Below are 26,788 nucleotides of genomic sequence, written 5' to 3' on the forward strand. Positions count from 1 at the left end.
TCAGCGCTCAACCAGCCCTAGTGTGACCAAGGAATAAGCCAACAAGATGCCATCGAGTGCCACTTCAAACCCGGCAATGGAATTCGCTCGAATGTCGGTGATCCGGTATTGGTCTACGAGAATCGAAAACACCGTCTCGATGACTTTGCGTTTTTTCCTGATCCATTCTTCCCATGCCTTGGATGGGCCGTGCTTTTGATTGTGTCGAGACGGTGTCCAGAACGCGGCTTGGTGTTCTTCGTACAGCTTTTCTCGAAGAGCGTGGCTGATGTACCCTTTGTCCCCAAAGTTGTAGGGATGAGGGATTTGAGTCATCACCGTTTCAGCGGCTTTGACGTCGTGGCAGGACGCTTCCGTCACGACATAGCCCATGGCCAGCCCTTGATTGGTCACTTGAAGATGCAGCTTGAAACCGTAGTACCATTGCTTTTTGGAAGCACAATACCCCATATCCGCGATCCCTCGAAACCGCTTGACGCGCTGCATTCTTGCGGGATGGCACAACGGAAGAGGCAAGCTGTCGACGACCGCATAAGCATGGTGTTGGCCACGTTTCGCCAGCTCATGACGGATCCATTTGATGGCGAAACCAAGCGCTCGGCAGCGGCGGTTGTATCGGGAGCGTTCAAGAAACGAGCCGTTTGTGAACAAATTTCCCGTGACAAAACGATGCCAGGCTCGTTCGGAAGAAAAGCCCAGCAGCTTCCCCAAAAGGTGAACCGCCATGACCACTTCGTCTTCTTGCTTGACCAAGTGACGGTTGCGGCGATGAAGATACATTTGAATCAACGACAGTTGGGCAGAAACAAAACAGAAAATAGCGGCATATTGTTTTTGAAGTTTGGCTGGATCTGTAGTAAAATGAAAGTGCTCTTGCATGGGGGATCTCTCCTTTCGAATGTTGGGTGACACTTTCATTCTACTGGAGATCCGCCAGCAAGGGCTATTTTTATGCTTGTCTGAGTTTTATCTAGCACCACGGGTTCATAAAGATATTTTGATCGCGAAAGGAGACCTTCCACCGCTCATGAACGTGTGGCCGAAAAAAGGAGGACGTCTCTATTGCACCTTGAAAACGGACCGGAACGGGCTTCTTTATGCCAAACTGGCAACGGAAGAAGTGATGAAAAATTTATTTGTAGAAGCATCGGCGAAGGATTTCAATAAAGATGTAACCGGCGTCGTATATCGTACGTTAAAGTCAGGAACCTTTGTTTTAACAGAGGAAGGGTACCGCGGATTTATTCACGAATCGCAGAGGATGGAAGAACCCGGCCTCGGCGAAACGGTCCACGCCAGAATTATCGATGTGAAACCAGACGGATCGGTCAATCTCTCCCTTCTGAAAAGAACTCATGAAGCGATTGAAGAAGACGCCGCTGCCATATTGGCTTATTTGCAAACGCGTGGCGGCTCGATGCCTTATAGCGACAAAAGCCACCCCGAAGATATCCAAGCTCGCTTCCGTATGAGCAAAGGGGCTTTTAAACGAGCAATGGGCCGACTGATGAAAGAGGGAAAAATTTATCAAGAAGAAGGATGGACCTATTTAACGGATTTCCGAAAGAAGTCTCCCATCCTCAAGGAATGTGCAGGGCGTAGCCCAATGAGTAGGTGGGAGATGAATTTCGGTTGGCTTTAGCCAAAGGTTTTGATATAATCAGTCTTATATATAAAAAAGGATTGATATATCAATGAAATTGGATAGTAATAATCATTCAGTGTTCCTATTACATTATCATCTTGTATTAGTTGTAAAGTATCGCAGAGAAGTGTTCACCGATAAAATATCTGATTTTGCAAAAGATATGTTCATTGAGATCGGAAAAAAATACAACATTACTTTGACAGAGTGGAATCATGATAAGGATCATATCCACATCCTATTCAAAGCACATCCTAATTCTGAATTATCGAAGTTCATCAATACTTATAAGAGTGCAAGTTCTCGACTGATAAAGAAAAACTTTCCTCATATCCGAAAAAGACTATGGAAAGAGATGTTTTGGTCAAGAAGCTTTTGCCTGCTTACAACAGGCGGTGCACCAATAGAAGTCATAAAAAAATACATTGAAAATCAAGGTCAGAAGTGAGGTGATTTGATATGGCCAAACAAAACAAAGCCTTCAAATTTCGTTTGTATCCGAATAAAGAACAGAAAATCCAATTAGCCAAAACATTTGGTTGTGTTCGCTTTGTCTACAATAAGATGCTGGAAGAACGTAAGGAAACGTATGAGAAATTCAAAAACGATAAAGAAACGCTTAAACAACAAGCATTCCCGACACCAGCGAAATACAAAGATGAATTTCCATTCCTAAAAGAAGTGGATTCTTTAGCTTTAGCAAACGCACAGATCAATTTGCAAAATGCTTATAAGAACTTTTTTGAAGGTCGTGCGGAGTTTCCTAAATTCAAAAGCAAGAAAAATAAACAATCTTACACAACCAATATGGTCAACGGCAATATTAAGCTAGAAAATGGTCATATCAAACTACCAAAAATCAAAAAGCCAATGAAAATGAACCGACATAGAGAAATACCTGCTGATTATAAAATCAAATCTTGTACTATTTCTAAAACAAAGACAGGTAAATATTATATTTCGATTTTGACAGAATACGAGAAAGATATTCAGTCAGTAAAGATTCAAAAAGTAGTTGGCTTAGATTTTGCTATGGACGGTCTATATGTCGAGAGTGAACAGGGTGAGAAAGCCAATTACCCACGGTACTATCGACAAGCATTAGACAAACTGGCAAAAGCACAACGAATTCTTTCTCGCAGAAAAAAAGGTTCTGCACGTTGGGAAAAACAACGTTTGAAAGTAGCAAAGTTACAAGAGAAAATTGCCAATCAACGCAAGAATTTTCTTCACCATAAATCAAAAGAATTAGCATCAACCTATGACGCAGTTATCATTGAGGACTTAGACATGAAAGGAATGTCTCAAGCCCTCAATTTTGGAAAAAGTGTTCATGATAATGGCTGGGGTATGTTCACTACTTTCTTAGAATACAAGCTAAAAGAACAAGGGAAACAACTTGTAAAAATCGATAAGTGGTTCCCTTCTACTAAGAAATGTTCTTGTTGTGGCAAGGAAAAAGAAATGCCATTATCTAAACGTGTATATGAATGTTCTTGCGGTTTTGTATTAGATCGTGATCACAATTCAGCAATCAATATCAAAAATGAAGGATTACGCATATTAGCATAAAGAATAATAACTTTCGGAACGAGAGGGTAAGCTCGGTCAATTTCTTATCGTTAGATAGGATTACCCGAGAAGCCCCCACTTCAAGCGACCCGCAAGGGTGGTAAGTGGAGGGTAGTTCACACTTTCCGTTAATTCTTGAACGGTGACAAAAGAAGGAGATCGAACCAATTTCGTTAACACGGCCATGGAGCGGTAGTCAAGCGTCATGATTCCTCCCTCCTGATTTTTGTAATCGCTTTCTAACATGCGTAAAACAGGCTGTTTTTTCTATCTGTTTTCACTATATTACAGAAAAATAGGAAAAAACAGTCCAAATATAGTATCGTTTTTTGTGCAAAATTGGACGAATCAAAGGGCTCTCTAAATTATAAGAAAATCCAAAAAAACTGGACCATTTTTAGTCCAGCTCTAAAATGCATTATTGTTGTTTAATCCATTTTTTCTTGATTCGATCATACTCTCCGCTTTCCTTCAGTTCTTTTAGGAAAGAATTGATGTATTTCGTGAATTTCTCATCGCCTTTTCGAACGGCAATGCCGTATGGCTCATTCGTAAATGTTCCGCCAACCACTTCATAGTTAGGATCTTGTGCCGCCATACCATAAAGGATCGAATTATCCGTTGTCAAGGCATCCCCTTTTCCCGATTTTAATGCGGTAAACGCTTCGGCGTAATTTTCAAATTCCAACACTTGCGTATCTGGAGCTTTAGCTCTCACATTATCTCCAGACGTTGCACCTTTTACGGCCAATACTTTCGTTCCCTTTTTCAAATCTTTTACACTTTTAATCGGACTGCCCTTTTTCACAAGCAGAGATTGTCCCGCATCAAAATACACATCGGAAAAATTTACTTGTTTCTTGCGTTCATCCGTAATCGTCATCGTCGCAATAATGGCATCAATTTGGCCGTTTTGCAGCATCGGAATTCGCGTTTTGGACGTTACTTCTACAAGCTTGACTTTCTTCTCATCGCCGAAAATTTTCTTGGCAAGCGCTTTGGCAATATCGACATCAAAGCCTTCTACTTTACCGGTTTTCGGATCCTTATAGCCGAATAAATACGTATCATATTTAACGCCGACCACTAATTCCCCTCGCTTTTTAATCTTATCCAATGTGCTTTTTTCTGTTGTGCCCGTTTCTTTCGATTTGCCGCATCCGGCGAATAAAGCCGCTGCCAGTATAAATACCAGCCCCATCAGCAGCCATTTCTTTTTGTGCTTCACATCTCCCATCTCCTTCCCTACAGGTTCTATAGCTGGTCCATTCTGCTTTTCCATACCAATCTATGAAGAAGGAGGAGAGATTATACCGAACTTGGGAAGCACATATAATAGTCATTCTACAAAAAAATCCTGCATCTTTTTTTGAGATGCAGGCTTTCCATTTTATTCTTTTTCTTTGTTGTCGGATGAATCGGTGACTTCTAAAACATCCAGTAAAAACACAAAAATCGGAATCCCTAAGATCAAACCCCAAACACCGAAAAATTGTTCTGAAAAAATGAGAACCATAAATGTGTAAAAAACAGGCAAATTCGTTTTAGAAGACATGAGTTTCGGGTTCAGCAAATAGGCTTCGACCGCATGAACCACAGCGATCATAATCAATACATACAATACTTTTATATACCCGCCGATGCTGTATGCGATAATGGAAAGCGGAATAAGCGAAATAATCATTCCGGCAACCGGTATAAAGCCGAGAAAAAGAATCATGATCGCCAAGCCAAACAATTGGGGAAACCCCATAATCCAAAGTCCGGCGATCGACAAAATCGTATTGACGATCGCAATAACGACTTGGGCCTCAATCACCTTGCCAAACGTTCTTACAAACTTCCGGCCGAAAAACTCAATTTCGTCATAAAACATGGACAATTTGCTGTGCTTAAATTTACGGGTAAATCGAATAAGCCGCTCTTTTTCCAGCAAAAAAAACAGACTTAAAATAATGGCAAGCAAAACTTGAAGTACGATTTTGCTGATATCCGTAAAATACTTCAGCAAGAAGGTAACGCCTTGCTGCAAATAACTGGATATTTGCTTTTCTTTTAAGAAGTCCACCAAATAATTCAAGATGACATTATGCTGCGGCCGCGTGTAAAACTCAGTGATTTGTTTCACCAACTGGGTAATTTCCGTAACAATCACCGGCAAATACCTGACAATTCCATACAAAAGCAAACCAACCACGATGGTATATAAAAGGATGACGGTGATTTTTCGATTGATTCGAATGAATCCGGATACCATTTTTTCCAATCGATCCATCAAAAAGGTAAAAATAAATGTAAGCAAAATAACATTCATCATGCTTCTTACTATATAGAGAAAAAAGACAATAATGGCCAGAATCACAATTCTTCGCCATGTTTTCGAATTGGCAAATCGTTTCACGTAGTCTTCCATCGACTCATTCTTTTCCCCCTTTTTAGGTCTCTTGAGTTGCTATTAAATCGTAAAGGGAAAATGGGGCAAGCCGCTTGTCCACTGTTCAATAAACAACGCCACGCCGATGGATTCCTAAACAGCGTCCCGTTTTCCTTTCAGCTTTTTTAACATGATATGGGCTTTCGATTGTCCATTTTCCTTATTTTTCTAAAAGAATTCAATCAAATAGCCAAAATGTTTCACAATCTATTGCTCAAAGGAGCCATTACGATTATTTTAACATACCTTCTGGCCCTTTATGATGAGAAAAATTTTGATTTTTCCTTTTTGGAAAAAAATAAAACAGGCCAGCTCTCCCTATTAGAACTAGCCATTCAATATCTGTCAGTAGTCGTCCTTACTCGATATAAGATCATGCGTACATAAAGATTTCATGAGAGGAATTGTCCCGAGAAGCCAATCATTTCATTTCCATTTGGAAAGATGAATGTTAAAGTCATGTCCATTTTTTCACACCTGTTAGACTACTTTTTTTCTTGTCTCCCCTTTCATCACAGCAGCAAGCCAACGTCTTGTTTCCGAAAACAGCTCTTTTTGGCCGCTGCATGAGGAAAAAGTATGATTTGCCCCGGCAATAAGACGTTTTTCGCACGTTCCCTTTTCTCTTGTTTGAAATACAGAATCATAACGCAAACAATAGTCGGCAGGAATGTCTTCATCATTCGTTCCGTGGAGAATGATCACATCTCCTTGAAATCGGGAAGCCTCCTCAAGAGGATGGTACAAAGACAATGAATGAAAAAAGCGGGCGGTCAACTGATAACCCATATAATCAATAAACGTCTCCTGCTTCAGTTTTTCCACTTCTTTTTCGCCAACAATGGAGACAATATCTTTATACGGCAGACCTACAGGGGCCCAGAGGATTAATTTTTTCACTCTCGGATCATTCGCGGCAATCCATGATGCGACCGCTCCGCCTAGACTATGTCCGAGAAGAACTAATTGGCCAGGGTCCACTCCGTTCAATTTTAACCCAAAATCAATCACATGATTCGTTTGATCGATGAAATCACCCAAACCTGTCTGCCCATAGTCTCCATCACTTTCACCACATCCGGCATAATCGAACCTAATCACAACATACCGGTCTTCCGCCAGTTCTTGTGCCGCTTTGTAAAATAGCCGATTCACTCCCACCCTGCTTCCAATAAAACCGTGACAAATCACCACTAACGGATAGCGCGCATCTTTTTCCTGATCGGTCCATTCTGCAGGATAGTGAATCGTCGCTGCCAAATGATGGACTTTCCATTGAATTCTTACATGTTTTTGCATCTAGGCACCTCCTATATGTTAATTCTTATAATTCTTATTAAATTAGTATGTTTTATACGTATAGAAAAACCTCTTCTTCAAAAGAAAAGGTGTGGTCTTACCGAAAAAACAGACAATATTCGCCAAATTTGCAGCCCGTTCGATTGGCATTATGGAAAAGTCACCGATTTGCCGTCGTTACAGCTTGCCCTCTTTCATTTTAAATTTTCAAGTTCTCTTATTCTATTTAAGAATAAACGGCTTCTTCTACATTGTCAACGATCATGAGAATTTTCTTTTCCAAAACATTGGCCCGTTCCAGAATTTGATGCACCATTCTCCTTATAACAAAAATTCTTGTTGTTTTCTTCCTATTGCAGCCATAAAAAACGGACGTCAACCGTACATTTGGATAAACAGTCAGCGTGCACACTCTTTGTCAAACAAATATCCATAAAAAGTAAATTCATAGTAAAAAAAGGCTGACTTCGAATTGATCATTTTTTCATGACCTTTTAAGTCAGCCTCTCGATTTATCCTTCGTATAACATTTGTTCAGATTTTGCCGCTATTTTCTGTTTTGCATTAGCTCTCTTCATAAATAACCAATAGTAAATAGTAGGAATGACAATCAGACTGGTTAAAGTAGCTGTGATCAGTCCTCCTACAACGACAAGGCCAAGAGAACGCGAAATGAGCAAATCCGATTGCCGGGAAAGAGACAGCGGCAAAAGCGTCAAAATGGTTGCAGAAGCCGTCATGAGAACGGGTCGCACACGGCTTGCCGTCCCTTCCACTATCACCGTATGCAAATCCACGCCTTTTCTTCTTAGCTTTTCCATTCTGTCCACCAAAACAATCCCGTTGGTAGCTACAATTCCGATCAGCATCACCAATCCCACTAATGCTCCTATGTTCCATGATTGCCTGAATACAAATAAGCAAACGATAGAACCAATCAATGCAAACGGCAATGAGGATAGTACAGCTAGAGGAGCGCGAATTCCTTTAAAAATACTTGTGATAATCAGCAAAACAAGCAAAACGGAGAGAAAACCGGCCAAAACAATAGACGCAATCATTTGTTTCACTTGTTGTGGGATGCCCCCATACTCCACATGAATCTCTTTTGGTACATGACTATTTTTTAACGTTTGTTCAATCTGCTTTGTTACACCGCCAATATCCGGTGTTAAAATATTCCCCGATATGACTGCAATAGGACTTCCATTTCTTTCGCTAATGATGGACTGATTCTTTATCTCCAATTTGGCGATTTCCTGCAAAGATACAGACGTACCATTTTTGGATGCAAACGTAAGACGTCCTAATTTTAATAAAAATTCTTGAGTTGGATCCGTACCTTGTGCATAGGAAATGGATAAATCAGACGGCTTATGCAGCTCAACTGGAACGGTAAATCCATTCCCGTCTATTGAAACCTCTTCTTGTTGATCCATAAAAGAATCAATCCGTTTGAAAATCTCGTTTTGATCAAGGCCTAACTGTCTTACCTTTTCCTCGTTTAACCGAACCGTAAAACGCGCCTGGCCGCTTTGATCTCCCTCTCCGTATATTTGCAGCCCTTTAATCATCTGAAGCTTGCTTTTCAAAAGAGCAGCTGTTTTGACAAGCTCATCTCGTTCAGCACCCGAGAGTACGATGTTCACTCTTGAGTCATCCCCTGCAATTTGCTGGCTGGAAATATTGTATACTGCTTCAGGAGATAACTGCTTCAGATCGCCATTCAGTTTCGCAATAAGCGCATCTACTTTTACTCCTTTTCGAGGGGTGACATAGACATTGGCAATATTCGGTTGTTGAATCCATCCCCCTCCCTGATCAAACACATCATCAAAGACAGGTGTAAAGGATGATCCTGATGTGGAAGCAAAAGATTGAATTTCCTTATGTTGACGCAATAAAGACTCTAATTCTCTTACAACAGAGTTCACTTGAGAAAGTGTGTAGCCCTCGGGACATTCAATTTGAATATTAATATCCTTTGCATGTGACCGGGGTAATACATTTACGGGAATAAAAAAGGCACCTGCTACAGATAAAATCAAAGCAACGCAAAAGCTAGCGAACCAAACTTTCCTTTTCTTTAAGAATGCCTCCAGTATCGATTTAGACCGTTGTTCCATATGAGGGGCACGCATGATAAAACGACGCTTCCATGTAGTGGCCGTATATGGAGGAATCAAGCATATGGAAACAGCAAGCGAGCATAGTAAAGCAATCGTTACAGCCCATGCAAAACCTGCAAAAGCATGCCCTACCATTGTGCCTGTTAACGCTAGAGGCATATATACGGCAATCGTTGTCAATGTAGAAGCCACAACCGCCGGAATCATTTCTTTCACTCCCTCGGCCAACACAGAGAAAGAGAACGCACCGTGACGTTCAAGTTTTCGATACATGTTATCCAAAATGACAATGGAATCATCCACCACTCTTCCCATGGCCACAATTAACCCAGAAATGGTTAATAGATTCAGCGTAAAGCCCATCATATGAAGGACACCTATCGTTGCAAGAAAGCAAATAGGCAATGTAAAAAGAACCGCAATAGTAGATGGTCCTTGACGGAAAAAGATGAAAACACACAAAATAGAAAACAAGCAGCCAAGCAGACCTTCTCTCCATAAACCCTTAATGGATTGAGACACATCTTCTCCATGATTAAAAAGAACGGTTGTTTGAATTGTTTTTTTATGATCTTTTTGTAAATCATGAATTTTTTCCAGTACTTCTTGACTTACTTTTGTTATATCCGCTGAAGGCGTCTTATATAGATTGAGAAGAACACTTGGTCTTCCATTTGTTCGGGAGATCGTCTGTACATGGACAGTCCCTTTTTGAATGGACGCAACATCTTTTAATAAAATAGGATGGCCTTTTTCTTCTCCTACCACTACATTTTCCAATGTTTTTTTGCTAATAGAATCTCCCTCTACATTGAGCAGCAAATTCATATTTTTCGTTTGAACTTTACCGTCCGGCCAAGACACATTACGATTTTGAAGAGCTGCTTTCACATTTTCAAAATCTAGGTCATGAGAATGTAAACTCTGATTATGTAACGTTACGATATAACCTTCTTGTCCATCCCCAGTGGCTTGTATTTTCTCAATACCCGGTAATTGTTCAAGTTCCTTTTGAATGTTTTTCGTTTGTTCTGGTTGCAGTACATCACTTGAATTGGATGTAACCTGAATCCGTGACAAAACATCTTTACAATGGTCGCAAACCGTTGATACGATAAGGAAAAACGACGTTGACGATTCTTCATCAAGTAGGTGATGTGATGAAAGATTTCCCGATTCGGTTTGTATTGACAGATGAAGCGATTACCCCAAGTGCTGGGCTTGCTCTCGTTGGCTACTTACTCCATCGAACGAAACTGGATAAACGGGTAAACGCACTTCGGCTTCCAACGGTTCGTCGAGAAGTGCACATTTCCCATAGCGATGTCATTCGCTCGATGATTGGCTTGCTTGCCACAGGAAAAACGGATTTCGATCATATCGAAGCGTATCGTCAGGACGATATCTTTTCGGCATCGATGGGGATTCAGCACGTGCCTTCCTCTCCAACCTTGCGACAACGACTCGATCAGCTCGCTTGTCTTCCGATGACCGAAACGATTCTTTGGGAGGAGTCCATACGTCTGTTGATTCAACGACATGCCACTTTGTCCCCTTGTTGGACCAAAGGAAAGACGACATGGCTTCCCCTTGATATAGATGGTTCCCCATTTGACAACTCCGATACGAAAAAAGAAGGAGTCAGTCGAACGTATAAAGGATTTGACGGTTTTACACCGTTGTTTGCGTATGCAGGGAAGGAAGGGTATCTCGTTCATGCCGAGTTGCGTCCAGGGAAACAACATGTGCAAGACAACATGCCCTCGTTTTTAGTCACCGCTATCCGTCGAGCTCGTCAACTGACTTCATCTCGTCTGCTTGTTCGCATGGATGCAGGAAACGATGCAGAAGCGAATGTGCACGTATGCCTAAAGGAAGACGTGGACTTTGTCATCAAGCGAAACTTACGCCGAGAATCGAAAGCGCTTTGGTTCCAGATCGCTTCGCAAAAGGGCAAACGTGTCGATGATGGACAAAGCGAAGGAGTACAAACCTATGAGCTATGCCTTCCACAGAAGGCAGCGATCGATGGAAACACGTATACGTACGTTCAAGTCACCCAAGTAACGGAACGGACGATGGAACGCAATGGACAGCTGATGCTCGTTCCTGATTATGAAGTGGAAAGCTATTGGGTGCGGCTCAAAGGATACGAGCATGTTCGAATGAGCGATGTGCTCGCGTTGTATCATGACCATGCGACATGCGAACAGTTTCATAGCGAACTGAAGAGCGACTTAGATTTAGAGCGGCTTCCATCTGGGAAGATGAAAACGAATGCGCTCGTGTTGGTCATGGGAGCCTTCGTTTACAATCTTCTTCGTCTGATTGGACAAGATCTATTAAGCGATCCGAGACATCCGTTGCACCACAAAGTGAAACGCCGCCGCATCAAGACGATTATTCAGACGGTGATCACGATGGCAGGGCGACTCGTCCGTCGATCACGACAGATCTGGATGAAACTGACGCGAAGGAGTGGTTATAGCGAGCCCCTACTGAACGTCTATCAGAAATGGAGAGAGGCAAGATAACGAACGAATGTTCGGTCGCTGATGTCCAACGTCACTCCCTGTGCTTTTTTGTCTCTTTTTTTGGTTCGTATACCTAAAAAAGAGATTGGTTCCATTTTCGGAAATAGAGATGACATAGGTCATAAGCATAAAAAGGGTTTTATGGATTATCAATCCATCAAAATTACAACAAAATCAAAGTCGATTTCAATTCATCACGGATTCAGGTGTAAGACTAATTTCCATAAACGGAAATGAATCAGAACTAATTCTCGTTATTTCGGGACGATCTACTCCATCTGGAAAAGCAATCAATTGCAAGGAAGACTTTACATCTTCTTCTGCTTTCTTCATATCTGCATTTTCAGGAAAAGTCAGACTTAAAAATAATCCTTTCGGGTATACAGTGGATTCGATCGATTGTAAATGTTCAACGCTTTTTATTGCTGAAGTGATTTGATTGGAAAGCTCTACCGCTTGTTTTTGTCCATTCGCATCATCACGAGTTTTTAAGGTGATCATCAGTACAGGGTTATGAATCTGCGGCATATATTCTTTTTTCATTTCCAACGCTGAATAAATGCCCCATGCAAATAGTAAGAGGATCATGACAAAAATAAAAAGCAACCGTTGAGAAAAGGATTGAATCCATTTTTCCATTTGTTCTTCCCCTTTGATTCATATTGGCAGAGCCCCCGCATCCGGAGGCTCTCATTTCATTCCTTTTCTTTGTGAGAGTGATTGTGTTTCTTGCCTTTCATCGTCGCTTCCCATAAAACACGATTCAACTCTTCTTCATCAATATGATCTGCCACTGAAAAATCCATTTTGCTGGAGATGGCTGCTCCTGGTGAACTAGCCCCATTTCGTTTGTCTAAAGGATAACGAGGTTCTTCCGCTTCATAAGGCTGAAAATTGGGTTTGGAAGTAAAAGCACGAAACATTGGAATGCTAGCCGCATCAAATTGTGACATTGGTTTCATGCCAAGAATCAATTCCATCGTACGAATCATCGATGTGGTATCATAAAACGTACTGTCCACTTTCCCTGTTTGTGTATACGGGCTGATCACCAACGATTCGGTGCGGTGAGCGTCTACATGGTCCCAACCGTTTTGAGCATCATCTTCCGTAATGAAAATAGCGGTATCTTTCCAGTATTTCGAGTGGCTGACGGCATCGACAAGTTTTCCGACTGCATAGTCATTTTGTGCAACCATCGCTTGAGGAGTTAACTTTCCTGGCTTCGTTCCAGCTGTATGGTCATTCCCAAAACGAACAATTTCGAGTTGAGGCAAATTTCCGTTTTTCACAAATTCCTGGAACTCTTTCTCCCATTCAGCCTCGCGGGTTAAATCAGAAATATCCAAATTCCAGCCCGGAAACTCTGGATCAAATCGGTTGCCAATGCTAGGATCAGTCGCCACCCATTGTTTTTTCACCGGGTCAAAATTCACAAACTCTCCATAATCTCTAAAGCTGACTCCGGAACGTTGAGCGTTGTTCCATAAAAATCCAGCTTTAGGATAGGAAGCCGGGTTATCCCCTTCAAAATCATAGGCACGATTCCTGCTTGAATAGTTCGCCATCCAGTTCTTTTCTGTATAGTCGTTTGCTTTTGCCGCAGTAGACCAGTTATGTCCTTGGGCGCTGATTTCCGCCGCCGCATAAAAGTTATCAAAAGTGACAAATTGCTTAGCCAATTTATGAAGGTTCGGGGTAATTTCCTCTCCGAACGCCGTTAATTCAGGATCTCCATTTCCTTTGCCTAAGTCGCCAAATACTTGGTCATACGTTCTGTTTTCTTTAATAATATAGATCACATGTTTAATAGGAGAATGGCCTTTTTCATTTTTCGGAATAGGGAACGATGGATCTTTTTCATGATGTTCATTTTCAACCGTGTTATTTTCTTTCACTTGATGTGTGTACCTTTTTAGTTCCCCTTGAGTCGGAACATGCAAGATAGAGAGCGTACCCTCCATCATATTCCCAATATATTGACCTTCCGTATTAGGTCCGGCGCCCAGACCTTTCGCATTGGTAATCATCAGCTCGTTCGTTCGATCATTTACATAAACGCCTGTTGGATACCAAGCAGTAGGAATGAGTCCTTTCACTGCCGCTTTCTTTTTCGTGACATCAACGACGGCAATATCATTATTGCCAGCATTGGCTACATATAGTGTTTTTCCATCTTTGGATACGGTTAAGGCATCTGGCTGGCTGCCTGTTGGAGCATCTTTAAAAGGTTTTAAGGAAATGGTTTGGATCACACGATTTCTTTTCGGATCTATCATCGATATGGTGTCGCTGTCGGAATTGGCAATATAGATCTCGCCGCTTTTTGGATTTTCCGCAATGGCATTCGGATGCAAGTCTGTTTGAATCGTTTTCTTGACTGTCATCGTTTCGGGGTCAAGAACAGATACGCTGCTTTCTCCCCAATTGCTGACATACAGCGAACGGCCGTCTTTCGTTAAATAAGCTGTATATGGATTTTTGCCAACCGGCACTGTTTTGATCAATTTTCTTTCTTTCAAACTAATTTTGGAAACGGAGTGGTCGAGGTTGTTCGCAACATAGAGGTATTCTCCATCGGAAGAGACAGAAAAGCCTGCAGGATAAAAATTGGTATTTTGATTGTCTTTTAATGGAATAGCATCTTGTTCAGAGAGCTTTCCATTCGCAAAATCATAAACTCGTATTTTATTATTTCCCCCTGCCGAAGCATAAACTCGCTTTCCATCAGGACTGAAAGCGACGCCAAGGTATAAAGCTTCAGGTTTTTGGTATGGAATGGTTTGGACGACTTGATTGGTTTTCGTATCTACTACTTGCAATGATTGAGTACCTTGTCCGTCATTCGATACAATAAAATATCGGCCGTCAGGACTTAATGCTCCTCCCATAGGAAAGTCTCCTAACGTGACTTGTTTCCCTGCCGGTGTCAAAGTCCAGTTTTGAGTGGTCACTCCTTTGTTATCGCCTTGTGGTCCAGCCACACGCTGGTAGACGTTCGCAGCATAGACAGAACTAGTTGTAATCGTTAGGGCAGCAACCGTGGCGGCTATGACATGTTTCCGTTTCATATCAACACTCCCTATTTTGTGATCAATTTCATTTCAATAGGAAGTATACGACTGTAATATAAAGGTTTTATTTCAATCATGAAAAGAAACTCAAAAGAAATTCGCGAAAGGAGTCTTATGACTTAATGACCATTTTTTGTTCATTTCGGAATTTTATGAATAAAAATAGTCTATCTATCATATTTATTTTTCTTCTACATTATGATAAAGGAGGGGGATTTTCTATTAAGATTACGTAAATTTTTTTAAGAATGTATAGAAAAAAGGTCTATAAGGGAGTCATTTAAAGCGGAAATTAGAAAATTTTCCGCTATAAGAGAGGCCGTTCAAAAGAGTGAAATTCATAACTGATAAATGCTTTTTTGAAGAAAAAAAATGAGATGATCGGGGGAATGTTTCAAGAAAATGGACAGATTAAGGCGTAAAAATAAAATCCATGTGCGATGAGAATAGACTGTTACCACCAATTTTCGTTCAATATTTGTCAGAAAATGCGATTGAATAAGTTCATCATTGTTCACATTGATTGGTCTTAATGGATGGAAAGCCGGCGGTATAGTGAAACATGGCGGAAAAAACTTTAGCGGCTCTTTAAGCATTTTAAAGATTTCATTGCAAAACGAGTGGAATTTCCGCTGGATAATAGTGCTTCTAACTGCAAGGAGATTCGATTTCCAGACTAATTCATCACGCCGATTTTTTGGATGGGCCAAGCCCGAAAAACAGCAGAACCAATAATATCTTTTTCTTGAATAAATCCGAATCTTCTGCTGTCATTGCTTCTTAGCCGATTATCGCCTAGAACAAATACCGCACCGTCAGGCACCTTTTCTTTTCCTGTGATTTCCTTTAGTGTGAAATCTCCAGTAAAACGGTTTAAAAATGAATATTGTTTTTTCAGCTTGTTTAAATACGGCTCTTTATACGCCACTCCGTTAATATACAGAACATCATTTTTCATTTCGACTGTATCGCCTGGCAGTCCGATCACGCGTTTCACATATACCTCATCGGAATCTGGTGCATGGAACACCACTATGTCAAATCTTTTCACATTCTTCATCTTGTTTACAATCAACTTATTTCCTTCTTCCAAAGTAGGAGACATCGATTCCCCCTTTACTTCATAAGGCGAAAAAAGAAACGTATGAACGATAAATGAAACGATCAATGCAAACAAGATCGATTTTACCCAAGAAAGCCATTCTGATTTCGGATTTGACATTTCATTCTCCCTTATCCATAAAATTTTTCTAACTGTACACTTTCATCATAGAGGACAGATTGCAAAAAGTAAATACAGAATTTTCGTCCAGCACTGTCAAGGACAAGCTTCTGGAATCGACCCCTCCTCTCTCCAGCATAAAAAAAGAAACAGCTGTCTGCTGCTTCTACAATACTTTGCTTAAAAACGATTTTGTCCTTTCATGTTGCGGATGATCGAACAATTCTTGCGGAGTATTTTCTTCCACAATATAGCCTCCATCCATAAACACAACCCTGTCCCCTACTTCACGAGCGAATCCCATTTCGTGGGTAACGACCACCATGGTCATTCCCTCTTGAGCAAGCTGTTTCATCACTTCCAACACTTCCCCGACCATTTCCGGATCCAAAGCTGATGTCGGTTCATCAAACAACATGACTTTCGGTTCCATCGCAAGAGCTCTGGCAATCGCAACACGCTGTTTTTGCCCTCCGGACAACGAATGAGGATATACGTTCGCTTTATCGGAAAGACCTACTTTCTCAAGCAGCTCCATCGCTTTTTTTTCTGCTTTCTCTTTGCTCCATTTTCTTACGATGATAGGAGATAAGGTAATATTCTCCAGAACGGTTTTATGCGGAAACAAATTAAATTGTTGAAACACCATGCCTACTTCGGTGCGAACTTTGTTAATATCCATTTTCTTATCTGCCAAGTCCATGCCATCAATAATCACATGTCCTCCAGAAATGGTTTCCAACATGTTCAAGCATCTCAAAAAGGTGGATTTTCCTGAACCGGAAGGACCAATCACGACTACCACTTCTTTTGGATGGATGTCAATGGAAATATCTTTTAAGACTTCTGTATCGCCATAGGATTTTTTGAGTCCTTTTACCGAGATCATTCTTTTTCCAACCTTCTCTCTATATAATTTAGCAAGTATGTTAACGAAAGAGTGAGAATTAAGTAGATGACTGCCACTGTAATATACGGCTCCCAAACACGGTAATATTGCCCTTGAGCAGCCCGTCCCCAATACATTAATTCCGGTGCGGCTATAATGGCAGCTAAAGAAGAATCCTTCAATAACGTGATAAATTCGTTTCCAAGCGGCGGAATCATTCGTCTAAACGCTTGCGGCAAAATAATGTGCCACATCGCTTGAACATGCGTCATTCCTAATGAACGAGCCGCTTCCATTTGCCCTTTATCGATCGATTGAATACCGGCCCGAAAAATCTCCGCAACGTATGCGGACGAATTTAAAGATAAAGCCACAATCCCTGAGACAATCGGATTGACAGGAGACATAAAGAGCGGCATGACCCCGAAATGAATCAGCAAAATTTGCAAAAACAATGGAGTTCCTCTGTAAAAGTTAATGTGCCAAATAAAAGGAAGCCGCACCCATTTGTTGGACGCCATTTTTCCAAGTCCAATCAACAGCCCGAGAATCAGGCCGATCAGCACGGCAATCAAGGACATTCCGATCGTTAATAATGTACCTTTTGCAAAATACGGCAAATATTCTCGGATGATATCAAACTGAAAATCCATCATTCTTCTCCTTTTCTTCCCGTGTTTTCATAAAGCAAAAATCGGCTGCGCCCAAAATGAGGCGGCAGCCTTGTTCTTTTGCCACATTCGCATGCTGAAAGTTATGATTTCGCTTTTTTTAGAACTTCCATATCCGGCTCTTTTCCAAACCATTTTTTATAAAGTTTTTCATAGGTGCCGTTTTCCATCACTTTGTCAAGCGCTTGATCAAATTTCGGCGTCAACTCGCTGCCTTTAGGAAATGCGATGCCGTAAAATTCGGATTCAAAGTTTTTGCGGTCCGTAATGACCTTTAAATTCTCTTTTGGATGGTTTTTTACATATTCATTGGCAACGACATTATCGATGACCACTGCATCCACTTCTTTATTTTTCAAAGCCATAAAGGCTACCGTTACATCCTCGTATTTTTTCACATTCTGACTGTTTTTCCCTAATATTTTTTCAGCAGCATCTTGTCCAGTCGTTCCATTTTGAACACCCACTTTTTTTCCTTTTAAGTCCAAAGCATTTTTAACATTGCTTCCTTTTTTCACCACAATGACATTGGCTGCTTCAAAATACGGGTGGGAGAAATCATACGTCTTTTTGCGGTCGTCATTAATCGTAATACCCGAAATAGCAAGATCGGATTGTTTGTTTTGCAAATTGGCCAGCATCGAATCCCAGCCTTCATGCTGCACATCAACTTGATATCCTGCTTCTTTCGCTACCGCATGAATCAAATCCACATCAAAACCAGTCACTTTCCCTTTGTCCATATATTCAAATGGAGCAAAAGCAGCATTTGTTCCTACCTTTAGCGTTTTTATCTTTCCATCAGAACTGCTGTTTCCTTGGTTTGATCCGCATGCAGCTAGCAAAAACACGAAGCAAACCGCAAAAAGCAGTGAAAACTTAGCTTTTATTTTATTCATAATTATGCAAACTCCTTTATTTTTATTTATATCAATTTATTAAAATAATAAACCGAAACCCGTATTTTTTCAATGTTTTTTTCTTTATTTTCATTATACAGTATTTTCTAAACGTAATGATTATGTACGAATACCTACATTCCTATGTATACCACTTTTTCACGGAGAAGTTCTCCCTCCCCCGATTCGTTCTATATCGAAAGGAGAGAAACTTCTCCTATTTATCTATGAATCATTTACTCTAATATGGAAAGATATTGATCCTTGACCAATGAAGTTAATCCGACTCGATCCAAATAATGGACAGGTGCCAGAAACGTTACTGTTACCGTTCCCGGATGTCTTCCTATTTCAATCGAACCGGTGATCGTCGCGCGGTTCATTACTTCAGGTACAGAAATGCCGAACAAATCGGCCGCTCTTTTCAAACCATTGTCAGTTGCCTCGTTTAAATTAGCTCCTGTTCCTATGAACGAAATAGGCAGAGATTCTTCCAGCCGGCCGACTCCCCATTGTTCCGCCAAATCATAAGCTGCTTCTTTTTCTTTTCTGGTAAACGGACGGGCCAAAAAGGGAAGATCCTCCGCTGTTGGCAGTAAAATCGGGCCTTCCAGCTTCAAACCTTTAATGACTTTGACTTGGAGATGAGCAATACCGGCAACATCGGCTGTATGTCCCGCAATTTCACCGTTTCCTTGCATCGCATGCATATCACCGAGATAGACGCCGCCGCCAGGCACTTTCACAGGACAAATTAGAACAGCTCCCTCTCGTACACGGTTAATGTCTAAATGCCCATCCGTCCGATCTTCCAGCTGTTCTTTCGTCATTCCATACTCATGAGGTGCATCCACTAATGCTTGCCCAAAATCACCAGCATTGTGGGAATCCGGAAACGGACGAGCAGGCGTTGTTCCTAATTGGCCTAAAAACGGGCGCAGTCTAGCCACGGTTCCTACTAAATCATGAGGAGCAAATGTAACAATCGGATTTTGAACGGAATTTTCAGGCGTCGCCATATACTCACGTCCATTTTTGGCAATTTCTTCAGCCGCTTCTCGATTTACTGTTACCCCTACTTTTCGATTAGAATCAAACACCATCGTATAAGCGTTTGTAAAAACGAAAGGAGTGACATCTGCCCCGCATTGAACACAGCGGATCGCTTCCGGGCCGATGCCCTCCACTTTCGTTTCCGGATACATCGTGCCGCAGTTCGGGCATTTTGCCGCCACAAATGGATCCCCTAAAAAACGCCCTTCCATTGGCTGATCGTTTCCAGAAGAGGTCGCCCGGGAAGTGACGCGGAGCGATTGAATCCGAATGGCAATCGCATCACCAATCTCCGCTCCTTCTACATATACTGGCTTTGTCACTTCATGACCACCGCGAATGCGGGGAGTAATCATCGGCCCCCAACATCCAGGTGCCGTGTTGGCTACTATATGACCCCCATCTTTTACAGGTCCCAACATCGGCTGATTGGGATCCAATATTCCATTTGTGAATTCGTTTACAAAAACGGTTTGCCTAGATGTCAAAATAATCACCCTTTCCGTAATATCATAATTATTATACTATTATCACAATTGACAAAAAAACACCTTGCTTTGTCATATACGTCGAATTTTCTAACTTTTTGTCTATAGCGGCGAGTCCTTTTTTATAGAAGGAGACTTTGTAATAAAGAATCGACATAAAATATGGACCGCTATAAATAAAGCCAAAAGTTTTTTATTTTTGCTAATTTCAAAAGAATACAAATGAAAAAATTGATTTTCTCTTTACCATTTTCCGATTTTTTTCATTTTTCCCTTTTCGAAAAGGAGCCAAATTCCCGTTATGGTGAAAATACCCGGGAATACGCGAAAAGCGCGCTTTTCAGAAAGAGAAGGGAAAATGGAACCATTTGAACAGCTGTCGGAAAAGTATTCACCTATGATCCACTCTATTATGAATCAATTGCATATTTATAAAAACAAACATGAGTTTTATCAAATAGGATTAATTGCCCTCTGGGAAGCGCAAAGAAATTTCCAGCCTGAGAAAGGAGCTTTTGCCAGCTACGCCTATTCATTCATGAAAGGACGAATGCTGACCAAACTTGCCAATGCCAAGAGGTGGGAAGAGGCAACGGCCGCTTTTTTAGAGGAAACAAACGCCGGCTTTTTGGAATCTCCCGCAAACGACGAGCCGCTTGAAAAAGAAATCCTGCTATCGTATTGTAAAACACTCACATCTAAACAGAAGTTTTGGGTCGTCGCTGCTTTTTATGAAGGGTTGACAACAAAAGAAATTGCCGCTAAAGCCAACGTATCCGAAAGCGCGGTAAAAAAATGGAAAAAAGGGGCGTTGGAAAAACTAAAACAGCAGTTGAACCACGAAGCAAAAACGGAAATAAAGGATCGTTGAGGGAAGCGGCTATATATAATAGAGAGGACCGAATCTAGCAGACTCGAAATGGTTTAAGGATGAATGAGTTTTTCTCGAATGTTCTAAAGGTGATTGAAATCCAATAAGCGAGGAAGGGGCTGACTGTCCACGGAAAAAGCCGGCTTTTTTAGGCCGGCCTTTTTCATTTTGATTGTCCTACCAAAAATTCTTTCTCTGGCATATTATGTATCCCTCGTGCCGTCACATGGGATACAACAACATACGTCCCTTTCTCGGCAAAAGCCGTCTGAACCGAATACACTCCATCTTTCTCATGTTTTCCCGTCAACATCTTATGTTTTTCTTGTCCTTTTTTCCAAATTTCAAACTTTACCTCTTCCGCGTCGTCCACCTTTTCTCGGCCTTGTGTCACCACCGCCTCCACTTTTACTTCTTGATTCGGCTGAATCGTTTTCGGCAGCCGAATGGCCACATCAAGTGGAACAGAAACGCCGCTCGCCTCACTCTTCCCCGTTTCCTCCTTGTTATTACCCGAACAAGCCGCGACAACCAGCCCAAACACAACCGCAAACAAAAGCAAAACCCATTTCCTCATCTCGCCCCAATCCCTTCGCTTCCAAAACGGATATTTTTATCGTCTCTAATATAATACTGAAAATTCAGAATAAAAAACAAATAACTAGCCTAGTTCTTAGATTTCATTCTTTCATCCCTGAAACATACCAACAAACATGATTCATTTGATAGATCAATTTTGATGTTCTCCTCATAGATAAGATAACAACGAGCATCATTTCTTAATGATAATTTGACACCAGGTTTTAATCCCTTATAGGTAAGATCTAAACCTTCTCCCTTAAATCCAAAACTGATGGAAGCGTGGAAGTTTCAATCCCTCATAGGTAAGATCTAAACGTTAGAAGATGCTATAGATCAAGTTCAAACATATTGCAAGTTTCAATTCCTCATAGGTAAGATCTAAACCGCGATACTTTTAAATGGCATTACGAGCGTTTTAACTTGTTTCAATTCCTCATAGGTAAGATCTAAACGATTGTGTTGCGGGACGACGGAAAATATGTTGTCCGGTTTCAATTCCTCATAGGTAAGATCTAAACTTAATTCGTGCGGCTTTACCCAACTTGATCACCTAAGTTTCAATTCCTCATAGGTAAGATCTAAACCTCGAAAAAATGTTGGGAACAGTTTGCGTTTAGACAAGTTTCAATTCCTCATAGGTAAGATCTAAACAAGATTCAGCCAACACTTAAAAAACCACAATACTTGTTTCAATTCCTCATAGGTAAGATCTAAACTTAGCCAATCTAAAACATCGAGATTACTGTAGAGGTTTTCAATTCCTCATAGGTAAGATCTAAACAGTCTTATTGCCGATTGTTTAATAAAAGAATCTTATGTTTCAATTCCTCATAGGTAAGATCTAAACAATATCGAAAGTTTATATATTTCTTTTGACAACAATGTTTCAATTCCTCATAGGTAAGATCTAAACACTTTTGAAGAAGATGATGTAAAAGGCTACACTGTGTTTCAATTCCTCATAGGTAAGATCTAAACGGTATCTTTCGATAATCTTCTTGGAAAACAGGCTAATGTTTCAATTCCTCATAGGTAAGATCTAAACGCAAATTTTCGCAACGTCAAGAGTTTGGCAAGGTCTGTTTCAATTCCTCATAGGTAAGATCTAAACGCGCTTTGCTGGATCAATTTGCCAATCCCGAGAATGTTTCAATTCCTCATAGGTAAGATCTAAACCTGGTTTGATCGGGTCCGCTAAAACCGTTGTCACGAGTTTCAATTCCTCATAGGTAAGATCTAAACGGCAAGCCTTGTTCGCGATTGTGGTGGCTTACGTCGAGTTTCAATTCCTCATAGGTAAGATCTAAACGGGTTTAGATTGAACGATGTTAGTACTTGGTTGAGGTTTCAATTCCTCATAGGTAAGATCTAAACCCTTCCGTTTGATTTCGTTCGTTTTGTACCATGCAAGTTTCAATTCCTCATAGGTAAGATCTAAACTCTCCGCCGGATTCTTTTGCATCGAATGCTTTTAGAGGTTTCAATTCCTCATAGGTAAGATCTAAACTTGCTTTTGCTTTAAGCGTATCCCAATTTCGGTACAAGTTTCAATTCCTCATAGGTAAGATCTAAACGGGGCTAGCGTTTTCTTTTGGATTCAGCGCATACGCAGTTTCAATTCCTCATAGGTAAGATCTAAACACGGGCGAGCCACTCGCGAATGTCGAGGGCGTTTTCGAGGTTTCAATTCCTCATAGGTAAGATCTAAACGCTTCCATGATCGAAGGGACCCAATGAAAAATGAGAGTTTCAATTCCTCATAGGTAAGATCTAAACGGGGGAAAAGCTCCCCCAAGCCTCCCCCCAACCCGCGTTTCAATTCCTCATAGGTAAGATCTAAACGGAGGACGACCAACAGAACGCTTTTCCTTGATTTCTGTGTTTCAATTCCTCATAGGTAAGATCTAAACCAAAATCAGGCTGATTTTAAAACTGATTTCGGTAACTTGTTTCAATTCCTCATAGGTAAGATCTAAACTACTTACGCCACCTCTACTCCGCTGATATACACGTGTTTCAATTCCTCATAGGTAAGATCTAAACGCAGGAATATATACAGTGGATCAAGTACCACAATTAAGGTTTCAATTCCTCATAGGTAAGATCTAAACATTTGCTGACTTCCACTTTTATTACAAGGAATGAAGGTTTCAATTCCTCATAGGTAAGATCTAAACAAGCATCCTTTCATCTTGAACGACCAGTATCACATCAGTTTCAATTCCTCATAGGTAAGATCTAAACTCCATCCCATCACTAACCAAATTTTATCTACTTTTGTTTCAATTCCTCATAGGTAAGATCTAAACTTCCAGGCTCTTTACCAGGTTCTTTACCAGGCGCAGGGTTTCAATTCCTCATAGGTAAGATCTAAACTTGTTTTAAGTCCATCCTTACCAACATGAACAGGAGAGTTTCAATTCCTCATAGGTAAGATCTAAACCAAATCCACGCCTGTCTTAGCCACTTCATGTGGAGGTTTCAATTCCTCATAGGTAAGATCTAAACACTTTAATCCAAATACACCGTTTTGGTTTGGACCGGGTTTCAATTCCTCATAGGTAAGATCTAAACATAATGCCCAAAAGGGATTGCCACTTTCCTTCTATGTTTCAATTCCTCATAGGTAAGATCTAAACTCCTTGTAATTTAGGTAACTTAAATATATAATTTAAGGTTTCAATTCCTCATAGGTAAGATCTAAACGAAAAAGAAATTTCAAAAGAAACATGAAAATATGTGTTTCAATTCCTCATAGGTAAGATCTAAACCGGCACGAACCATCTTTTCCATATGGCTTGTTACAGGTTTCAATTCCTCATAGGTAAGATCTAAACCCAAACTCTTGACGTTGCGAAAATTTGCCAAGGCAGGTTTCAATTCCTCATAGGTAAGATCTAAACGCTTGCACTGCGATTGTTTCCCCTACACTCATCACGTTTCAATTCCTCATAGGTAAGATCTAAACGGCTAGCTTTTTCTTTTGCAGTCAGCACTCATGCGCAAGTTTCAATTCCTCATAGGTAAGATCTAAACCAACCATTCCATGGTCAAAGTGGTCCTTGAGTTTGCGTTTCAATTCCTCATAGGTAAGATCTAAACGTTTCAACTTCTGTGATGCGGTTCGCTAAACTTCCAGGTTTCAATTCCTCATAGGTAAGATCTAAACGCTGACAGCGGAACACTTCGAGGTAGCAGGGCTGACTAGGTTTCAATTCCTCATAGGTAAGATCTAAACGCTGACAGCGGAACACTTCGAGGTAGCAGGGCTGACTAGGTTTCAATTCCTCATAGGTAAGATCTAAACGAAAACCAAATTGAGAGTTAGAGAGATAATAGAAACAAGTTTCAATTCCTCATAGGTAAGATCTAAACCGTTTTTCTTGTGTTTATCTGTATTTTTTATTTTGGGTTTCAATTCCTCATAGGTAAGATCTAAACGGGTTGGTCGATAGCTTCTTAGTCACCTGGAAGAATGTTTCAATTCCTCATAGGTAAGATCTAAACCCCCAATAGATCGCTTCGCTATCAATCTCTTGCGGAAGTTTCAATTCCTCATAGGTAAGATCTAAACGTAAATTAACGACCAATCCAAGCGTAGTCACCGGTGTTTCAATTCCTCATAGGTAAGATCTAAACAAGAAAAAGCTAGCCCCAATGAAAGGACTAGCGCTGGTTTCAATTCCTCATAGGTAAGATCTAAACAAAGATAAAGAAAAAATTGCGGTTTATGAGGTAGAGTTTCAATTCCTCATAGGTAAGATCTAAACTTAAGGGGTGGAAAGTATGAATTTTGTCTTTACGGGTTTCAATTCCTCATAGGTAAGATCTAAACTATCACATCACCGGTCTCCTCGTCTATTTCGGTTTCAGTTTCAATTCCTCATAGGTAAGATCTAAACGAAAGAGTTTACGGAATGAGGTTTACGACGGCAGAAGTTTCAATTCCTCATAGGTAAGATCTAAACATTTATAGTTGTTTTTGTAAATTTGGATGTATCAGGTTTCAATTCCTCATAGGTAAGATCTAAACGTTGGCATCAAAATAGCCATAGCCACTCATGCCGAGTTTCAATTCCTCATAGGTAAGATCTAAACATTCCGCGTCGGTTTTTATACAGGCGAAAAATATTATGGTTTCAATTCCTCATAGGTAAGATCTAAACGGTCGTTTTTCATGATAGTTTGCGATTGGTTCCCGGGTTTCAATTCCTCATAGGTAAGATCTAAACGAAACCCTTGCCCCATTGGATATGAAAATCGAATATGTTTCAATTCCTCATAGGTAAGATCTAAACCATAGTCACCGAAAAAGATTTCGAGTTTTATATCGAGTTTCAATTCCTCATAGGTAAGATCTAAACATATGCATCTTGTGACGTATCGTCAATCGGGATTTTGTTTCAATTCCTCATAGGTAAGATCTAAACTGTTTGGCGTTCTTTGCTTCTTCTTCTTTGACATCTGTTTCAATTCCTCATAGGTAAGATCTAAACATTCCTGTTAGTTGTAATGATGACAATGATACGGATTAGTTTCAATTCCTCATAGGTAAGATCTAAACCCAACTCTGTTCAAAGCATCCAAAGGTGCTTTTTTCAGTTTCAATTCCTCATAGGTAAGATCTAAACTGCTAGTCTTTCAGCTGTTTCCAGATTGACTTGTGGGTTTCAATTCCTCATAGGTAAGATCTAAACGTGGTTCCTTCTGCATTATTTATGTTTCGCCAATCTTGTTTCAATTCCTCATAGGTAAGATCTAAACATCCACATAGGTGTCACGAACACGCAGCTGAACATGTTTCAATTCCTCATAGGTAAGATCTAAACAAGTTGGATTTTTAATATCATTTCTAGATTTTGTTGTTTCAATTCCTCATAGGTAAGATCTAAACGAATGCGTTTATATAGTCATCCGACTTCCCGTCGCCTTGTTTCAATTCCTCATAGGTAAGATCTAAACAAAAATAGAAGATAATTCTGTATTATCTCCCGTTTTTTGTTTCAATTCCTCATAGGTAAGATCTAAACGATCCCGAACATCCTCGCAGAATATTTCTGCTCTGAGAGTTTCAATTCCTCATAGGTAAGATCTAAACGGACAGTTGGCCAAAAAAAGATCCCTGACGTCAGTGTTTCAATTCCTCATAGGTAAGATCTAAACGATTCGGAGACATTTCCTTGATTTTTTCGGGAGGGAGTTTCAATTCCTCATAGGTAAGATCTAAACCATTCGGTCATTATGCTTATGGCTGTTTTGTATCTATGTTTCAATTCCTCATAGGTAAGATCTAAACTACATACATGAAGTCTGGACTATATGTACTTCCATGTTTCAATTCCTCATAGGTAAGATCTAAACTCAAGCTGTACCCATGTAAGTAGACGATATTACCAGTTTCAATTCCTCATAGGTAAGATCTAAAC

General features: G+C 40.5%; 19 protein-coding genes and 1 CRISPR repeat array (1 of these 20 running past the window's edge). Of the genes, 5 read left to right on the forward strand and 14 right to left on the reverse strand.

Annotation, left to right across the window (positions count from 1 at the left end):
* Entirely contained in the window at positions 1-879 is an 879-nt protein-coding gene (locus N1I87_RS14665) for an IS982-like element ISGsp1 family transposase (protein WP_011231214.1), read from the reverse strand.
* Positions 880-898: 19 nt separating this feature from the next.
* Between N1I87_RS14665 and N1I87_RS14670 the strand changes: the two genes are divergently transcribed.
* The 3 genes from N1I87_RS14670 to N1I87_RS14680 are packed head-to-tail and all read left to right on the forward strand — an operon-like array spanning position 899 to position 3,217.
* Positions 899-1,642 (forward strand): CvfB family protein, encoded by a 744-nt coding sequence (locus N1I87_RS14670; RefSeq protein ID WP_341102528.1) that lies wholly within the window; start codon positions 899-901, stop codon positions 1,640-1,642.
* 52 nt (positions 1,643-1,694) lie between these two features.
* Positions 1,695-2,093: an IS200/IS605 family transposase gene (tnpA, locus tag N1I87_RS14675; protein ID WP_003352529.1), complete on the forward strand. Its 399-nt coding sequence runs from the start codon at positions 1,695-1,697 to the stop codon at positions 2,091-2,093.
* A gap of 11 nt (positions 2,094-2,104) precedes the next feature.
* Complete coding sequence (locus N1I87_RS14680) at positions 2,105-3,217, forward strand: RNA-guided endonuclease InsQ/TnpB family protein (protein ID WP_003353586.1); 1,113 nt, start codon at positions 2,105-2,107, stop codon at positions 3,215-3,217.
* 60 nt (positions 3,218-3,277) lie between these two features.
* Here the strand turns inward: N1I87_RS14680 and N1I87_RS14685 are convergent, their stop codons facing one another.
* The 5 genes from N1I87_RS14685 to N1I87_RS14705 all read right to left on the reverse strand — a co-directional run bounded on the left by N1I87_RS14685 (position 3,278) and on the right by N1I87_RS14705 (position 10,159).
* On the reverse strand, positions 3,278-3,424 hold the full coding sequence (locus N1I87_RS14685; RefSeq protein WP_341102532.1) for a hypothetical protein: 147 nt from the start codon (positions 3,422-3,424) through the stop codon (positions 3,278-3,280).
* A 211-nt stretch (positions 3,425-3,635) separates the two neighbouring features.
* The gene (locus tag N1I87_RS14690) at positions 3,636-4,454 is read right to left on the reverse strand and encodes an ABC transporter substrate-binding protein (protein WP_341102534.1); all 819 of its coding nucleotides are present in this window, start codon (positions 4,452-4,454) and stop codon (positions 3,636-3,638) included.
* Positions 4,455-4,607: 153 nt separating this feature from the next.
* Positions 4,608-5,630: an AI-2E family transporter gene (locus tag N1I87_RS14695; protein WP_003352547.1), complete on the reverse strand. Its 1,023-nt coding sequence runs from the start codon at positions 5,628-5,630 to the stop codon at positions 4,608-4,610.
* 501 nt (positions 5,631-6,131) lie between these two features.
* Positions 6,132-6,950, reverse strand: a complete 819-nt coding sequence (locus tag N1I87_RS14700; protein WP_341102537.1) for an alpha/beta hydrolase family protein — start codon at positions 6,948-6,950, stop codon at positions 6,132-6,134.
* A 512-nt stretch (positions 6,951-7,462) separates the two neighbouring features.
* A complete protein-coding gene (locus N1I87_RS14705) occupies positions 7,463-10,159 on the reverse strand; it encodes an efflux RND transporter permease subunit (RefSeq protein WP_341102540.1) in 2,697 nt (898 codons plus the stop codon).
* A gap of 80 nt (positions 10,160-10,239) precedes the next feature.
* Between N1I87_RS14705 and N1I87_RS14710 the strand changes: the two genes are divergently transcribed.
* Positions 10,240-11,613 (forward strand): IS1380-like element ISGsp2 family transposase, encoded by a 1,374-nt coding sequence (locus N1I87_RS14710; protein ID WP_044899598.1) that lies wholly within the window; start codon positions 10,240-10,242, stop codon positions 11,611-11,613.
* A gap of 186 nt (positions 11,614-11,799) precedes the next feature.
* Here the strand turns inward: N1I87_RS14710 and N1I87_RS14715 are convergent, their stop codons facing one another.
* The 7 genes from N1I87_RS14715 to N1I87_RS14745 form a co-directional block, all read right to left on the reverse strand.
* Entirely contained in the window at positions 11,800-12,252 is a 453-nt protein-coding gene (locus tag N1I87_RS14715) for an efflux RND transporter permease subunit (protein ID WP_341102543.1), read from the reverse strand.
* A gap of 56 nt (positions 12,253-12,308) precedes the next feature.
* The gene (locus N1I87_RS14720; RefSeq protein WP_341102546.1) at positions 12,309-14,684 is read right to left on the reverse strand and encodes a glutaminyl-peptide cyclotransferase; all 2,376 of its coding nucleotides are present in this window, start codon (positions 14,682-14,684) and stop codon (positions 12,309-12,311) included.
* 679 nt (positions 14,685-15,363) lie between these two features.
* Entirely contained in the window at positions 15,364-15,909 is a 546-nt protein-coding gene (gene lepB / locus N1I87_RS14725) for a signal peptidase I (RefSeq protein ID WP_341102549.1), read from the reverse strand.
* Between the two features lie 166 nt (positions 15,910-16,075).
* On the reverse strand, positions 16,076-16,798 hold the full coding sequence (locus tag N1I87_RS14730) for an amino acid ABC transporter ATP-binding protein (RefSeq protein WP_341102554.1): 723 nt from the start codon (positions 16,796-16,798) through the stop codon (positions 16,076-16,078).
* On the reverse strand, positions 16,795-17,451 hold the full coding sequence (locus N1I87_RS14735; protein ID WP_003352551.1) for an amino acid ABC transporter permease: 657 nt from the start codon (positions 17,449-17,451) through the stop codon (positions 16,795-16,797). Before N1I87_RS14735 ends, N1I87_RS14730 begins: the two co-directional genes overlap by 4 nt.
* Positions 17,452-17,552: 101 nt before the next feature.
* Positions 17,553-18,368 (reverse strand): basic amino acid ABC transporter substrate-binding protein, encoded by an 816-nt coding sequence (locus tag N1I87_RS14740; RefSeq protein ID WP_341102557.1) that lies wholly within the window; start codon positions 18,366-18,368, stop codon positions 17,553-17,555.
* Positions 18,369-18,604: 236 nt separating this feature from the next.
* A complete protein-coding gene (locus N1I87_RS14745) occupies positions 18,605-19,909 on the reverse strand; it encodes an acetamidase/formamidase family protein (RefSeq protein WP_341102560.1) in 1,305 nt (434 codons plus the stop codon).
* A gap of 301 nt (positions 19,910-20,210) precedes the next feature.
* Between N1I87_RS14745 and N1I87_RS14750 the strand changes: the two genes are divergently transcribed.
* The gene (locus tag N1I87_RS14750; protein ID WP_341102563.1) at positions 20,211-20,780 is read left to right on the forward strand and encodes a sigma-70 family RNA polymerase sigma factor; all 570 of its coding nucleotides are present in this window, start codon (positions 20,211-20,213) and stop codon (positions 20,778-20,780) included.
* Positions 20,781-20,943: 163 nt separating this feature from the next.
* Here N1I87_RS14750 and N1I87_RS14755 read toward each other — a convergent pair whose 3' ends face one another.
* Positions 20,944-21,357 carry a FixH family protein gene (locus N1I87_RS14755; protein ID WP_341102564.1) on the reverse strand — a complete coding sequence of 138 codons (414 nt, stop codon included), beginning with the start codon at positions 21,355-21,357 and terminating at the stop codon, positions 20,944-20,946.
* Positions 21,358-21,580: 223 nt separating this feature from the next.
* A CRISPR array of direct repeats spans positions 21,581-26,788; the repeat unit is 30 nt; unit sequence GTTTCAATTCCTCATAGGTAAGATCTAAAC (it continues 1,522 nt past the right edge of the window).

Origin of the sequence: Bacillus sp. FSL W8-0102, from assembly GCF_038007225.1 — a bacterium.
GTDB classification, from domain to species: Bacteria; Bacillota; Bacilli; order Bacillales; family DSM-4216; genus Bacillus_O; species Bacillus_O smithii.

Coding starts and splice junctions, on each gene's coding strand:
- N1I87_RS14755 (WP_341102564.1), bottom strand. CDS start 21,357: ATGAGGAAATGGGTTTTGCTTTTGTTTGCGGTTGTGTTTGGGCTGGTT.
- N1I87_RS14750 (WP_341102563.1), top strand. CDS start 20,211: ATGGTGAAAATACCCGGGAATACGCGAAAAGCGCGCTTTTCAGAAAGA.
- N1I87_RS14720 (WP_341102546.1), bottom strand. CDS start 14,684: ATGAAACGGAAACATGTCATAGCCGCCACGGTTGCTGCCCTAACGATT.
- N1I87_RS14710 (WP_044899598.1), top strand. CDS start 10,240: ATGAAAGATTTCCCGATTCGGTTTGTATTGACAGATGAAGCGATTACC.
- N1I87_RS14680 (WP_003353586.1), top strand. CDS start 2,105: ATGGCCAAACAAAACAAAGCCTTCAAATTTCGTTTGTATCCGAATAAA.
- N1I87_RS14730 (WP_341102554.1), bottom strand. CDS start 16,798: ATGATCTCGGTAAAAGGACTCAAAAAATCCTATGGCGATACAGAAGTC.
- N1I87_RS14700 (WP_341102537.1), bottom strand. CDS start 6,950: ATGCAAAAACATGTAAGAATTCAATGGAAAGTCCATCATTTGGCAGCG.
- N1I87_RS14735 (WP_003352551.1), bottom strand. CDS start 17,451: ATGGATTTTCAGTTTGATATCATCCGAGAATATTTGCCGTATTTTGCA.
- N1I87_RS14670 (WP_341102528.1), top strand. CDS start 899: ATGTTGGGTGACACTTTCATTCTACTGGAGATCCGCCAGCAAGGGCTA.
- N1I87_RS14690 (WP_341102534.1), bottom strand. CDS start 4,454: ATGGGAGATGTGAAGCACAAAAAGAAATGGCTGCTGATGGGGCTGGTA.
- lepB (WP_341102549.1), bottom strand. CDS start 15,909: ATGTCAAATCCGAAATCAGAATGGCTTTCTTGGGTAAAATCGATCTTG.
- N1I87_RS14740 (WP_341102557.1), bottom strand. CDS start 18,368: ATGAATAAAATAAAAGCTAAGTTTTCACTGCTTTTTGCGGTTTGCTTC.
- N1I87_RS14685 (WP_341102532.1), bottom strand. CDS start 3,424: ATGACGCTTGACTACCGCTCCATGGCCGTGTTAACGAAATTGGTTCGA.
- N1I87_RS14695 (WP_003352547.1), bottom strand. CDS start 5,630: ATGGAAGACTACGTGAAACGATTTGCCAATTCGAAAACATGGCGAAGA.
- N1I87_RS14715 (WP_341102543.1), bottom strand. CDS start 12,252: ATGGAAAAATGGATTCAATCCTTTTCTCAACGGTTGCTTTTTATTTTT.
- tnpA (WP_003352529.1), top strand. CDS start 1,695: ATGAAATTGGATAGTAATAATCATTCAGTGTTCCTATTACATTATCAT.
- N1I87_RS14665 (WP_011231214.1), bottom strand. CDS start 879: ATGCAAGAGCACTTTCATTTTACTACAGATCCAGCCAAACTTCAAAAA.